Origin of the sequence: Vibrio sp. 10N, from assembly GCF_036245475.1 — a bacterium.
Classification (GTDB): Bacteria; Pseudomonadota; Gammaproteobacteria; order Enterobacterales; family Vibrionaceae; genus Vibrio.
Genome location: NZ_BTPM01000001.1, coordinates 384,730 through 397,878 on the forward strand (window position 1 = coordinate 384,730; position 13,149 = coordinate 397,878).

Annotated in this window: 19 protein-coding genes; 18 read left to right on the plus strand and 1 reads right to left on the minus strand. The window is 46.7% G+C overall.

From position 1 onward, the window contains the following. Window positions 1-23 precede the first annotated feature (23 nt). The 12 genes from AAA946_RS01995 to AAA946_RS02050 all read left to right on the plus strand — a co-directional run bounded on the left by AAA946_RS01995 (window position 24) and on the right by AAA946_RS02050 (window position 5,577). Window positions 24-152 carry a hypothetical protein gene (locus AAA946_RS01995; RefSeq protein ID WP_275426429.1) on the plus strand — a complete coding sequence of 43 codons (129 nt, stop codon included), beginning with the start codon at window positions 24-26 and terminating at the stop codon, window positions 150-152. A gap of 3 nt (window positions 153-155) precedes the next feature. Then, window positions 156-989 (plus strand): major capsid protein P2, encoded by an 834-nt coding sequence (locus AAA946_RS02000; RefSeq protein WP_338163416.1) that lies wholly within the window; start codon window positions 156-158, stop codon window positions 987-989. Between the two features lie 11 nt (window positions 990-1,000). Further along, window positions 1,001-1,336, plus strand: coding sequence for a hypothetical protein (locus AAA946_RS02005; protein WP_338163417.1), 336 nt, complete (start codon window positions 1,001-1,003; stop codon window positions 1,334-1,336). Then, window positions 1,333-1,461 (plus strand): hypothetical protein, encoded by a 129-nt coding sequence (locus tag AAA946_RS02010; protein ID WP_338163418.1) that lies wholly within the window; start codon window positions 1,333-1,335, stop codon window positions 1,459-1,461. Before AAA946_RS02005 ends, AAA946_RS02010 begins: the two co-directional genes overlap by 4 nt. A gap of 1 nt (window position 1,462) precedes the next feature. Then, on the plus strand, window positions 1,463-1,654 hold the full coding sequence (locus tag AAA946_RS02015) for a hypothetical protein (RefSeq protein ID WP_338163419.1): 192 nt from the start codon (window positions 1,463-1,465) through the stop codon (window positions 1,652-1,654). Then, entirely contained in the window at window positions 1,651-2,025 is a 375-nt protein-coding gene (locus AAA946_RS02020; protein WP_338163420.1) for a DNAase, read from the plus strand. Before AAA946_RS02015 ends, AAA946_RS02020 begins: the two co-directional genes overlap by 4 nt. 3 nt (window positions 2,026-2,028) lie before the next feature. Beyond that, on the plus strand, window positions 2,029-2,547 hold the full coding sequence (locus AAA946_RS02025; protein WP_338163421.1) for a chemotaxis protein: 519 nt from the start codon (window positions 2,029-2,031) through the stop codon (window positions 2,545-2,547). Continuing rightward, complete coding sequence (locus tag AAA946_RS02030; RefSeq protein WP_338163422.1) at window positions 2,544-3,263, plus strand: hypothetical protein; 720 nt, start codon at window positions 2,544-2,546, stop codon at window positions 3,261-3,263. The genes AAA946_RS02025 and AAA946_RS02030 overlap by 4 nt, the downstream gene beginning before the upstream one ends. 2 nt (window positions 3,264-3,265) lie before the next feature. Further along, window positions 3,266-4,000, plus strand: a complete 735-nt coding sequence (locus tag AAA946_RS02035; RefSeq protein WP_338163423.1) for a hypothetical protein — start codon at window positions 3,266-3,268, stop codon at window positions 3,998-4,000. A 5-nt stretch (window positions 4,001-4,005) separates the two neighbouring features. Next, window positions 4,006-4,485 carry a structural protein gene (locus AAA946_RS02040; protein ID WP_445206048.1) on the plus strand — a complete coding sequence of 160 codons (480 nt, stop codon included), beginning with the start codon at window positions 4,006-4,008 and terminating at the stop codon, window positions 4,483-4,485. A gap of 97 nt (window positions 4,486-4,582) precedes the next feature. Beyond that, the gene (locus AAA946_RS02045) at window positions 4,583-4,786 is read left to right on the plus strand and encodes a hypothetical protein (RefSeq protein ID WP_338163424.1); all 204 of its coding nucleotides are present in this window, start codon (window positions 4,583-4,585) and stop codon (window positions 4,784-4,786) included. Between the two features lie 230 nt (window positions 4,787-5,016). Beyond that, window positions 5,017-5,577: a hypothetical protein gene (locus tag AAA946_RS02050; protein WP_338163425.1), complete on the plus strand. Its 561-nt coding sequence runs from the start codon at window positions 5,017-5,019 to the stop codon at window positions 5,575-5,577. Here AAA946_RS02050 and AAA946_RS02055 read toward each other — a convergent pair. Further along, window positions 5,570-6,646, minus strand: a complete 1,077-nt coding sequence (locus tag AAA946_RS02055; RefSeq protein WP_338163426.1) for a site-specific integrase — start codon at window positions 6,644-6,646, stop codon at window positions 5,570-5,572. The two genes, AAA946_RS02050 and AAA946_RS02055, sit on opposite strands and share 8 nt — an antisense overlap. A gap of 111 nt (window positions 6,647-6,757) precedes the next feature. Between AAA946_RS02055 and dusA the strand changes: the two genes are divergently transcribed. The 6 genes from dusA (at window position 6,758) to AAA946_RS02085 (ending at window position 12,988) form a co-directional block, all read left to right on the plus strand. Beyond that, window positions 6,758-7,762 (plus strand): tRNA dihydrouridine(20/20a) synthase DusA, encoded by a 1,005-nt coding sequence (dusA, locus tag AAA946_RS02060; RefSeq protein ID WP_338163427.1) that lies wholly within the window; start codon window positions 6,758-6,760, stop codon window positions 7,760-7,762. Window positions 7,763-7,931: 169 nt separating this feature from the next. After that, window positions 7,932-8,141, plus strand: a complete 210-nt coding sequence (locus tag AAA946_RS02065; protein ID WP_338163428.1) for an envelope stress response protein PspG — start codon at window positions 7,932-7,934, stop codon at window positions 8,139-8,141. A 98-nt stretch (window positions 8,142-8,239) separates the two neighbouring features. After that, window positions 8,240-8,470 carry a thymidylate kinase gene (locus tag AAA946_RS02070; RefSeq protein WP_338163429.1) on the plus strand — a complete coding sequence of 77 codons (231 nt, stop codon included), beginning with the start codon at window positions 8,240-8,242 and terminating at the stop codon, window positions 8,468-8,470. A gap of 99 nt (window positions 8,471-8,569) precedes the next feature. Next, entirely contained in the window at window positions 8,570-10,429 is a 1,860-nt protein-coding gene (locus AAA946_RS02075; RefSeq protein ID WP_338163430.1) for an assimilatory sulfite reductase (NADPH) flavoprotein subunit, read from the plus strand. Further along, window positions 10,429-12,177, plus strand: coding sequence for an assimilatory sulfite reductase (NADPH) hemoprotein subunit (cysI, locus tag AAA946_RS02080; RefSeq protein ID WP_338163431.1), 1,749 nt, complete (start codon window positions 10,429-10,431; stop codon window positions 12,175-12,177). Before AAA946_RS02075 ends, cysI begins: the two co-directional genes overlap by 1 nt. Further along, a complete protein-coding gene (locus AAA946_RS02085) occupies window positions 12,170-12,988 on the plus strand; it encodes a phosphoadenylyl-sulfate reductase (protein WP_338163432.1) in 819 nt (272 codons plus the stop codon). The genes cysI and AAA946_RS02085 overlap by 8 nt, the downstream gene beginning before the upstream one ends. Window positions 12,989-13,149 lie beyond the last annotated feature (161 nt).

Consider the following 13,149-nt stretch of genomic DNA (forward strand, 5'->3'; position numbering starts at 1 on the left):
ACGCTGTGAAGCAGGGGAAACACATGAAAGCAACGCACAAAACAATGCTAATGACCATCGTGGTCATGTTGATTGCATTGGCAGTCATTAACAATGTAGGCGCGCTCAAGCCTATCAAAGAGCAAATCAATGGTAACTCAGGGTGGTTTTAAGCTATGGAACTACTAAACACGCCATTTAACCCGCGCCCACTCGATTTAGACCCTGTTGAGGGTGTGAATTGGGGCAACCAAGCCACTCTGCGCTTGGTGAGTGGTCCAACTTACCAATCCATCGAACTGGTCACTGACATTACTGACCCTGCCGATGTTGAGCGTGTACGCATTACGCTTAATGGTAAGGAAGTGTATAACCTGACAGGTCAAGACTTGGTTGACCTTCAAGAACATCGTAAGCAATTTACTCAAGAAGGTCGCTACGTTATCCCATTTGCGGATTTAACCCTTCGCACTAAAGGCGGCGTTCGTACTGGTGAACTGGTCACGCTGCAAGGCGAAATCTGGTTTGTGTACATCCAGCTTGCCTCAAAAGCGGGTGGTACGCCTGCGCCAAGTATCCGTGCTCGCTCTCATACGACAGCCGCACAATCAAAGCGTGTTTACCTACCACGTATCTATTCACTGACTTGGTTCGCCAGCGCGACAGGTCGCACCCCGTTCGACTTTGCCGAGCGTTCACCCCTGTTTTCACTCAAGCGTGTGCACTTCAAAGACTCGTCTATTGACCGTGTTCGTGTCCTGCGTGACAGCGTGGAAGAAATCAACGTCACCAAAGCGGATAACGCTTTTGACTTGGCGATTTCAGGTCTAGAGCAAAACGCAGGTTGGTTCAGCCTTGATTTTGTTCGTACTGGTTTCGGCGTTGAGGGTCGCTTGCCAACTAATGCAATGAAGCAATTGCAATTCGAGCTTGATAAATCACAACACGGCAGTGTGCCCGTGCTGATTGAAGCGATTGAGCAAGTGGGCGTTATCGCACAACCAAAGTAAGGGGGTGACCGATGGAAAACCCTAGTGTGACGCAAACCGCCACAAGTGGTGGCGGCTGGTTCGATGGCATCTTAGAAGGTGCGGGTGAACTTGTGGGTGGTGCCGTCGATGTGGTCGGTGGCTTTGGTGAGGATTGGCTTGGTATCAAGATGGATAACGAGCTAGACCGCGCTAAATCTGCCAGCCCTGACGAGAATCGCGCCAACAATAACGACTACCAGCAACCCAACGGGCAACCCGTACATACCACCTCTGGCGGCATGCAGTGGCAAACCGTGGCAATCATCGTGCTCATTGCGCTAGTGCTAATCGGTGGTTTCGCTTTTGCGCTCAAAGGGGGCAAATGATGCCGTTAGCGTACTTAGGCTTGGCGGGGGTGACATTGGGTTACCTCACCGCCAAGGAAATTAACAAATCGGCGTGGCTTATCGTGGTCATTTTAGCGCTGATTATCTGGATGAAGATGGGTTGATATGTTTGGAGCTATGACCAGCTTAACGGGTGGCGGTGGCTTAACGGGTGGCAGTGCTGGCCCGTCTACCGCAACCAGCAGTAACCAATCGGGGCAATCTATTGGCGGTATCAACATGGGCGGGGGTGTCAGTCCTTGGCTCATCGTCGCGGTTATCGTGCTGGCGGTAATTGGCTTAAAGGTTCTCAAATGATTCAAGTGGTAACGCATTCTGAAAGTGTGCAAGAGCGATTGCGTGAGGCATTTCGCGCTTGCCCTGACGATTTTGAATTGATGCAACGCGCCATCGCAAACGACACGGTAAGTCTTTATTTGATTAAAGGTGAAGATTATTACCTGACGGTAGCGGGTGAGGTCGTTGGTGACTCTTATTTCGTTTGGGCAGTGGTGGGTACTGGCGCAGTACAAGCGACGCGAGAACTTGCGACTTACGTGAAAGGCAGCGGATTAAAAGCGATTACCACAAAAACTTATTTTCCGTTGGTGGCTCGGCTTCTAAAACGGCTCGGAAAGGTGACAACCAATGAGCACGGCGACCACCAGTTTTTACGATGGGAGGTGTAGCGCATGGGCGGCAGTTCCAGTTCAAGCAATAGCACCAGTACAAAAAACACCAGTAGTCAAAATGCCATTAGCGGCGACAACCTTGGTATTGCACTAAGTGGGGTTGAAGGCTCAACGATTAACGCCACGGTCACCGACCACGGCAGTGTTGAAAAAGCATTTGATTTAGGTCAGCACTCGCTTGATTTTGCGGGTGACGCGCTTGATGAGTCATTTGAATTTGCCAGTGGTGCAATGAGCGAATCCTTGGCGCTGGTAGACCGAAACACAGAAAACAGCTTGCAGTTCGCTGCGGGCGCCCTCAACGAGTTCAGTTCGACCAACAGCGAAAACCTGCAAATGATGGCAGGGCTTGCAGGTAACCAAGCGGCTCAAAACACCGAGAACCTTGCCAAGCTCACCGAGCTTGCGAAGTTCAAACAAGACAACGGGCAAAGCGCACTCAACAAACAGCAATTGATACTCATGGCAGTGATTGTGTTGGTACTGGGCTTTGTGCTGGTTAAGGCGGTAGGCAAATGAACCTAAATCTCACCAAGGGGCAAACCATTCCCCTAACCATTGATTCTACATGGCTCTTTGTTGAGTCGATTTCGGGCAAGTTATCGGTGCAAATTGATGCGACAGGGGAAAGCTTCTCGCTACCCAATCGCTCGGTGTTTCGCTATGGCAAGCCCTTGGGTCGAATCCTTCTCTCTGGTGAAGGGGCGCTGTCTCTTGAGCATGGCGTGGGTGATTTCACCCCGCCAGTGGAAGGGCAAAAACTCGATATTCAAACTATGCCGTCAGTCAGTTTCTTGCCAGGTCAAACGGTAGGGGTAACCGAATTACCCAAAGTAGAAATTGAAGCGGGTCAAAGCGTGGGCGTGTCCTCTCTGCCAAAAGTGCAGATTGAAGATGGTCAGCAAGTTGACATCAAAACCCTGCCTGACGTTCAACTCAAAAGCGGTCAGTCGGTGAATGTTGGCACCATGCCAAGCGTTGAACTGGCAGCAGGGCAAACAATCAAGGTGCTCTCAGGTAGTGCGCTTTCAGTACACAGCGGAGAAATGCCGTTAGAGGTGCCCGCTAACCCCGCCCGTAAAGGCGTCATCATCAAAGCCAGCAGTACCAACGCAGGGCTAATCAGTCTTAACGGCTTTGAGCTTACGGCAGGCGAAAAGCTTACGGTTGAAACTGCCGCCACATTCACATTAACAGGAACCGCGCCCGATAAAGCGCAGGTATTGGAGTATTAATCATGTCTAACTTTCCAGCGTTACCCACGGGCAGCAGCCGCAACAAAATTGAGTTTCTTTATGATTTGTTGAGCGGTCTTGAACTTGGCGGCGGTAGCAGCGAGTTAATACAAACTATGGTTACCCCAATCCCCAGCACATCAATGAGCGCAGGCTTTAACGAGAAGAAATTTGCGTTAAAACAACTCATGCCGAGCACCAATACGGCGGGAGATAAAGCGTTTTACCAGTACCAGAATGACCCAGAAACAAAGGTGATGGTGAATGGCTTGGTTGAGCAGTTTAAAGATGAAGACCCCGCTGCGATGGTTGCACTCACGTTCAGTTTGAATATTCCATTTCGCATAGATTGGGCAAACGGTGGAACCGATTTAACCGATGCCGAAAAGGTGTCACTCAGTCGTTTTGTGCGTGGTTCGATGAGCTCTTACATCATGGAGTCAGAGATATATATCTTTGATGAAAAAATCCATCTAGTTAGGACTGGTGAGGGTTCAACAGGTCAAAGCTTTTTCTCCTTTCTAGGCGAGTGTGTCGTGACGGTTTTTGTTAGTGACATCGTGGAAATATTCGACCGATATTTCGAAGGGTTTCCCATTGAAATTGGCATCAAAATGCACGGTGACTTGGATGGAGCAGATACCAAATTCAACGCAGCGAATATCTTATTTGAAGATGCGGGAACGTTGCGACTCGTCGGCTCTGAAGTCATTGCGCCTCCACCAATGCCAGAGTAATCACCATGCGTCTAATCATCATTGTTCTGATAGTTGGTGCGCTGATGATTGGCGCACCCAAAGGGGTAAACATCGTGAAATCACAACTCAATCGCGGGATTCGTAACAACAACCCGCTCAACATTCGCATAAGTAACAATGCTTGGACAGGCAAAGTAACGCCCTCCAAAGATAAAGCGTTTGAAACCTTCTCGCACTCGAAATACGGCTTTCGAGCGGCAACCAAGCTCATTCGCAACTACCAAAACCTTTATGGGCTCAACACCCTTCAAGGAATTATCAGCCGCTTTGCGCCTAAGAGTGACAGCAACGACACGGATAACTATGTGCAGTTCGTGGCGGGTCGCCTCAATGTGGGCGCCACTACGCCGCTCAACCTCTTTGATGATGAGTTTATGACTCGCCTAGTGCATTCCATGTCGATTATGGAAGTCGGGCGTTACTACTCATTAGAAGATGCAGCGCAAGGGGTAGCACTGGCATGACCAAAAACGAAGTAATGCAACGTCTAGCGGTTGGCATCTTGACCGCTTTAATCAGCGCTTATATCTGGAAGCGCATCAACGGCTAGGAGTAACAGCAATGAAAATAGATTTGAAACAGGCATCGACAAAGAAGGGGCTTGCGCTTATTGGTGCGGGTGTAGCGTTGGCAACGGGGCATCCTGAACTATTAACGGCAAGCGTGACGCCTGAAGGTTTGCAAGTGGGTGGCTTAATTGGTGTGGCTGCACCGATTTTGGTTGGGTTGTGGGAAGCAGTGCGGGATGAGTTTAAGGGGGCTTAATGTTGGAAGTCCCAATAGTTAGTTTACTCTCAGAGCTTGGCTTTAAACCTACAGAAGTTTTGATACTTGCTATGCTTTGGCAAAATGTCAGAAATACAAGGGTATTGCTCGATAAGTTGGTTTTGAAAGTAAACAAATTAGAGAGTCAACAGAGAGGCTAGAACAGGATTTTTTCTTCTGTTTTAGGGTTTGTTATGATCTCCTAAAGAGAAGACACATGAGGTTGTTGTATGACGTTTGAAGACTTTCTGCATCTAATACTTTTCCACAGCAGTACGTTCGCTAACATTGCGACAGTAGTGGCCGTTATCTTTGCAATACGTGGTTATTATCAAGCGAGAAATCACTGGAAGTCGAAATATCATGAGCAACTGATGTTGAGTTATCAAGATGTTAGAGATAGTTGTTATCTTGTGTTCAGATTGCAGGCGCGCCTAGCGTATATAGACTCAACTATGAGGCTTCTACAAGAGGAGCATGGGGAAAACGCCAATCTAGATACATACTACAGCGACGAAGATAGGTTTGCGAAAGAACTAATAGAGGCAGAAAAGGATATGTCTCGTGCACTCGTCGAGCTTTTTAGTAACGTTCAGCTGTTGAAAAACCTTAAAATCTCGCACTCCACATATCTAAATAGACGTTATATTTCTAGTGCTATAGAGGAAATAAGGCAAGCAGTTCAGCTGCAACCTCGCCTCGAACAGGAGCGCATAGCAATAGGCTTTGGAAAACCCTTCGAGCTTGGCAAGAAGTGGCATAAGTTAGATGATGAATTTAATGTCACATAGTCTTATTTTCTCTAGAGTGCAGTTTATGAGGGAAAAGCTGGGTGTATACTTGCCAAAGAATATTCAAGTTCCTATGCCCTGTTACTTGGGCTACTTCTTCAATGGAGTAGCCTTTTTCAAATAAACGGCTAGCCCCTTCACGACGTAAGTCATGATAGCGCAAATCCTCAATACCTAGCTTGTTCCTAACACGCTGAAATCCAGCAGTCACACTTCGAGAGTTAAAAGGAAAAATCAACTCACTCTCTTTTGGCTGGCGCATAGCAATATCAAACGACTCCGCCAACAAAGGAACAATCATGTGATTCCCCTGTTTTTTGCGTGGGTCTTTACGGTCACGCACAACCACAGTTTTGTGTTCTTCGTTGATATCCTCCCAACGCAGAGAGCAAACCTCACCAATCCTCATGCAAGTCAAAATACTAAACTCAAGGATATCAACAAACGGGATGCGAGCTTGTCCATTGGCTCTGGCGTTTTGGCGCTCAATTAATCCTTTCTTTAGCGCTTCGAGTTCGTCACCTGTAGGGCGGCGGGTACGCTTATCACTTTTACCGATAAGCTGCATGTCTGTTAGTACCGGTACTGCTTCATCAAAAATCTTATAGTTGGCTTCTATGTCGAACACGGGATTCGCTTTTTTCATCACAGAGCGAAGATAGGCAATATCATGGTAAATGGTCGCGGGTTTGGCACCTGCACCACGGCGATTTTTGCAGTGCTGTATTAGATCGCTAGTTTTTAGCTCATTGGTGTCTATTTGCGCTATATCGCAATCTCTGAGCATTTCTATCACGTAGCGCTTGGTTCGCCCCGTGTTGTTCCATAAATCCTTATCTGCCATGAACTTATCGAGGAGTACCGAAAGGGGGACTGTTTTGGTACTATTTACACCGTTCAATTCAATGTCGGATAGGCGTTTCTTGCCGTAGGTACGAGCGTGTTCTTTCTTTTTGAAAGTCTTTGACTCTCTGTGTATGATTGCCTGCTTTTTCTTGACGATGATTGTTGCTTTATAGCGGAATTCACCGTTTTTAAGTTGCCGCTTTTCGATTGAGAGTGAAGCCATTCCGTCGTCCTACTCTTTGAGGGGTACTATAAGGGGTACTATAGGACGAAATTTGGGAAAATTCCACGATATTCAAAGCGGATTTGATGGGTAAAATTATTAGGTAAAACAATGACCAAGCCAGATAACACAAGCAATTTCCAATCAAACCGCTTATCCGTGGCACCGATGCTCGATTGGACAGACAGACACTGCCGCTACTTCCACCGTCTGCTGTCATCACAAACTTTGCTGTACACCGAGATGGTGACAACAGGTGCGATCATTCACGGTAAAGGTGATTTTCTAGCATACAACGAAGAAGAGCACCCTGTAGCGCTTCAGTTAGGTGGTTCAAACCCTGCTGATTTGGCAACCTGTGCAAAGCTCGCGGCTGAGCGTGGTTATGATGAAGTAAACCTAAACGTAGGTTGCCCATCGGATCGTGTGCAGAACGGCCGCTTCGGTGCTTGCTTGATGGCTGAACCAGATTTGGTGGCTGAGTGTGTGGCAGCGATGCGTGAAGTGGTTGATATTCCGGTGACGGTAAAAACCCGTATTGGTATCGACGATCAAGACTCGTATGAGTTTTTGACCAAGTTTGTTTCAACGGTTTCTGAGAAAGGCGGTGTGGATCAGTTTACCATTCACGCGCGTAAAGCTTGGCTAAGTGGCCTGAGCCCGAAAGAGAACCGAGAGATCCCACCGTTGGATTACCCTCGCGCTTACCAAATTAAGAAAGATTTCCCACATCTTAATGTAGCGGTGAACGGCGGCGTAAAAACACTTGAGGAATCTCTGGAGCACTTGCAGCACCTTGATGGCGTGATGATCGGTCGTGAGGCTTATCAGAACCCATACATCCTCGCTCAGGTTGACCAGCTTATCTTCGGTTCAGACGCACCAGTGAAAAAGCGTAAGCAGGTAGTCGAAGAGATGTACCCATACATCGAACGTCAGCTTGCTAATGGATCTTACCTTGGTCATATCTCACGTCATATGATTGGTTTGTTCCAAGCAATGCCAGGTGCAAGACAATGGCGCCGTTACATTAGTGAGAATGCTCATAAGAAAGGGGCTGGTATCGAAGTGCTGGAGACTGCACTGGCTAAAATACCGTCCGAGCTGGATGTGTAATTTACCAAACACTTGGCGATAAATACCAACTCCGACTATGCGTAAGCAAGTCGGAGTTTTTGTTTTTGTGTATCTAACTGATTTTTAAGGGTTATGAAAGTTGGAACGCTTCCTGCAATCCATTTAAGCAATTCAGCAGATTTAAACAAACAACGAAATGGGAGAGGTTATGTTTGAACTAATTTTCGTTTTGGTATTTCTTGCAACGCTAGTGATGACAGGTGTCACCTTTGTGACGGTGACTTTGGCAATCGTCGTATCGTTTGGTGTGATGTTTCTACTGGGTATGGTAGGTGTGGTGTTAAATCTATTGCCTTATATCATCGCGTTTCTGATCGCGATTTGGATTTATAAAAAGGTAGTAGCGCCCGCAAATTAACAAACTGGTTACAAATAACCCCGCAGGGATAAGCACAATTGCTATAGTTATCTATATGACCATGGGCGTCGGTCAATATAGTATTTCTGGAGGGAGCCATGACAATTACGGAATTGAAGTATTTATTCCATCAGGATTTGTTGGCAGAGGCGATCATCGAGCCCGCTGAATCGGAAGGGGGGTGGATCGTCGAGTTTCGCCATAAACAGGGCGGCTTTGTCATGTTAACCGATATACATGGCGCGGAGTGCGAATACAGTGATCTGGATAAAGCATCTAAATCTGCCCTTGCTGTCGGCTTTACCGAGGTTCGTATTGAAGCCAAATAACCAAGCTATCTAAACGAACCTCTTCTTCCAAAAAGTTATAAAACATTCATATCTATTCTTTCTTGTTATTAAGGTGGTTGGTTAATCTATCGTCACGCAATGATTAGGGATGTCGTGACAATGTCTTCAAACGTAAAACAGTCGCCGAACGGTAACGAATTACCAAGCCTAGCTGCTCCACTTAACGATCAGCAGCTATCACAACTACAACAAGCATCAACTAACTTATCTTCAAACCAGCTTGCATGGGTGAGCGGTTATTTTTGGGGGCTAAGTCAGGCGGGTGCATCATCGGCTCTTACACCAGTGGCTAGCGCAGTCAATACTGCAGCGGCGGCTGTGCCAGCAGGTAAGCTAACCATCATCTTTGCTTCTCAAACAGGTAACGCGAAAGGCGTTGCTGAGGAGCTAAAAGATGAAGCATCAACCCTGGGTATTGATGTTGAGCTTTTCGATGCGAGTGATTACAAAGGTAAAAATCTCGCTAAAGAAACCCACGTTATTGTGGTTGCCTCTACAAATGGTGAGGGCGAAGCGCCTGATAATGCGATTGAACTGCATGAGTTCCTGCAATCTAAGAAAGCGCCGAAACTTCCAAACCTTAAGTATGGTGTTATTGGCTTAGGTGATTCTAGTTATGAGTTTTTCTGCCAAACCGGTAAAGATTTTGATGAGTATCTTGGTAAGTTAGGTGCTACCTCGTTTATTGATCGTATCGACTGTGACGTTGATTACGACGCGCCAGCGGGTGAGTGGCGAGCGAAAGCGCTAGAGGTCATCAAAGAAGATCTTGCCTCTCAACCAGCAGATGTTGTGACACTGCCTGTTGCTGCAGCCGCCACGGTTAATTACACCAAGAAAAATCCATATACCGCAACACTACTTACAAGCCAAAAGATCACGGGTCGTGATTCTGGTAAAGATGTGCGCCATATCGAGATTGATCTTGAAGGCTCTGGTATCACTTACCAGCCTGGTGACGCCTTGGGCGTATGGTTCGAAAACAGCAGTGAGCTGGTGGATGCTCTACTTGCGCAGGTTGGTTTATCGGGCATTGAAAGTGTGGATGTCGATGGGGAGAGCCTATCATTGCGCTCTGCGCTGATTAAGCACTATGAGATCACCGCGGCAAACCCACAGCAAGTAGCACAATACGCGGAAATTTCAGGCAGCAAGAAGCTTGAGAAGCTGGCGACTGATAAAGACAAACTTCGCGAGTATGCCTCGAACACCCAAGTGATTGACGTCTTTAAAGAGAAGAAAGCAAAACTAGAGGCTGAGCAACTATTGGGTCTACTACGCCGTTTAACCCCACGTCTCTATTCAATTGCATCTAGCCAAGAAGAAGTAGATGAAGAAGTTCATCTAACGGTTGGGCTTGTTGAATATCAAGCGGGCGAGGAAAGCCGATTTGGCGGTGCATCTTACTTCCTATCTCGTGGATTGGAAGAAGGTGGCGAGGTCAAAGTATTCGTTGAGCACAACAATAACTTCAAGCTACCAGAAAATGGTGACACGCCAGTGATTATGGTCGGTCCTGGTACGGGTATTGCGCCATTTAGAAGCTTCATCCAAGAGCGTGATAACCAAGGCGACACTGGCAAGAACTGGTTGTTCTTCGGTGACCGCACGTTTACTCAAGATTTCCTATATCAAGTGGAATGGCAAAAGTATTTGAAGTCAGGTGTGCTAAACCGATTGGATGTGGCCTTTAGCCGTGACCAACACGAGAAAGTGTATGTTCAGCATCGATTGCTAGAACAAGGTGAGCAAGTATGGCAATGGCTACAGGAAGGTGCCCACGTTTATGTATGTGGCGATGCTAACCATATGGCCAAAGATGTTCACAATGCCCTGATCGAGATCGTTAAGGTGCATGGTGGAAAAGAAGCTGACCAGGCAGAAGAATTTGTCAACGAACTAAGAAAAGCAAAACGTTATCAGAAGGATGTGTACTAATGAGCAAGCAATCAGCCACTATTCAAGAAGTGTTGGGTGAAGAGTTGGGGCCGTTGTCTGATAACGAGCGTCTAAAAGGGCAGAGTAACCTACTGCGCGGAACTATTGAGAACGATCTGCAAGATCGCATCACAGGTGGGTTTACCGCGGACAATTTCCAGCTCATTCGTTTCCACGGTATGTATCAGCAAGATGACCGTGATATCCGTAACGAGCGAGCTAAGCAGAAACTTGAGCCTCTTCATAACGTGATGCTTCGTGCACGTATGCCGGGCGGTATTATCACGCCTAAACAATGGTTAGCTATCGACAAGTTTGCGACTGATCATTCGTTGTATGGAAGTATTCGTTTAACGACGCGTCAAACGTTCCAGTTTCATGGTGTTCTGAAGCCAAACATCAAGCTAATGCACCAAACGCTGAACTCTATCGGTATTGATTCAATTGCGACAGCCGGTGACGTGAACCGTAACGTGCTATGTACGACTAACCCTGTGGAATCAGAACTACATCAAGAAGCCTATGAGTGGGCGAAAAAGATCAGTGAGCATTTGCTTCCGAAAACCAGAGCGTATGCAGAGATTTGGCTTGATGGTGAAAAAGTAGAATCTACTGCATCAGAAGGTACGGAAGAAGACGAACCTATTCTGGGTAAACACTACTTACCACGTAAGTTCAAAACGACAGTCGTGATCCCACCGCAAAATGATGTGGACGTGCACGCCAATGATCTGAACTTTGTCGCGATTGCTGATAACGGAAAGCTGGTGGGTTTCAATGTTCTTGTTGGCGGTGGCCTTGCCATGACTCACGGTGATACGTCGACGTACCCAAGACGTGCCGATGACTTTGGTTTTGTTCCTCTGGAGAAAACACTAGATGTAGCAGCTGCGGTTGTGACAACTCAGCGTGACTGGGGTAACCGTTCAAATCGTAAGAATGCCAAGACTAAGTACACACTAGACCGCGTTGGTATTGATGTATTTAAAGCAGAAGTTGAAAAACGTGCGGGCATTAGTTTCGAACAAAGCCGTCCATACGAGTTTACCGAGCGTGGCGACAGAATTGGTTGGGTTGAAGGTATCGATGGTAAATACCACTTAGCGCTATTTATTGAGAATGGTCGACTTCTCGACTTCCCAGGTAAGCCTCTTAAAACTGGTGTGGCTGAGATTGCTAAGATCCACAAAGGCGACTTTAGGATGACGGCAAACCAAAACCTGATTGTTGCTAAGGTATCTAAGTCAAACAAGGCCAAGATTGAGAAGATCGCTCGTGAACATGGTCTGATGGATGATGCGGTATCTGAGCAGCGTAAAAACTCGATGGCGTGTGTGGCTTTCCCAACCTGTCCTCTTGCAATGGCTGAAGCGGAACGTTTCCTACCAAGCTTTGTTACTGATGTAGAGAACATTCTGGATAAACACCAGATCCCAAGTGATGAGAGCATCATCTTAAGGATTACTGGCTGTCCAAATGGTTGTGGTCGAGCAATGTTGGCTGAAATTGGTTTGGTTGGTAAAGCGCCAGGCCGATACAACCTGCACTTAGGCGGCAACAAAGCTGGTACTCGTGTACCTAAGATGTACAAAGAGAACATTACGGATGCGCAAATCCTAGAAGAGATTGATGCTTTAGTAGGTCAATGGGCAGAGCAACGTAATGAAGGTGAAGCATTTGGTGACTTCGTTATCCGCGCTGGGATTATAGAAGAGGTCAAAGTATCGAAAAGGGACTTCTATGCCTAGAGACACATTATCCAAAGAAGGTTCAGTTAGTGAAGTAGTGCAAGGTCAGTCAAAAGCGGTAGAGCTTCAAGAACTGTTGTCACTAACTAAAACTGAACAGATTCTAAAGCTAGCAGAATTAAATGGTCAGTTGGAGCTTTTGACTGCGAAACAAAGAGTGGAATGGGCACTAGAGAATTTACCTAGCGGACATATCCTAAGCTCAAGCTTCGGAGTTCAAGCGGCGGTGATGCTCCATTTAGTCACAAGCGTAAAAGCAGACGTTCCTGTAGTGCTCACGGATACCGGTTATCTATTTCCAGAAACGTATCAGTTCATAGATAAGCTTCAGAAGCAGTTAGATCTGAATCTACATATCTATAAAGCGAACATCTCACCAGCATGGCAAGAGGCTCGCTACGGTAAGTTATGGGAAAAGGGGCTCGATGGCCTTAAGCAATACAACCAGCTTAATAAAGTAGAGCCAATGAAAAGGGCACTCGAAGAGTTAGACGTTCACACTTGGTTTTCCGGCCTAAGACGTGAACAGTCAGAGAGTCGAGCCAACTTGCCAGTACTCGCGATTCAAAATGGCCGCTTTAAGTTTCTGCCACTCATCGATTGGAGTAACGAACAAGTAGATAGCTATATAGAAGAGCACGGTTTGAGTTACCACCCTCTTAAAGACGCGGGCTACCTTTCTTTAGGTGACACTCACTCTACTGTGAAGTGGGAGCCAGGCATGAAAGAAGAAGAAACTCGCTTTAACGGTTTAAAACGTGAGTGTGGTTTGCATGAAGACGATGGTGAGACAGACGGTTCTGGTATTTAACCTTTGTTCACATCATCACAAAAAGGAGGGCTTAGCCCTCCTTTTTTTAATAACTCTGTGGATAACTTGTAGTCATTACTAGGATAAAGTTGAATAAATAAGCCTTTGGATGAAAAAGACGCGGATAGACGTTATTTTTGTATTTTTTCTAAAAAAAGGCT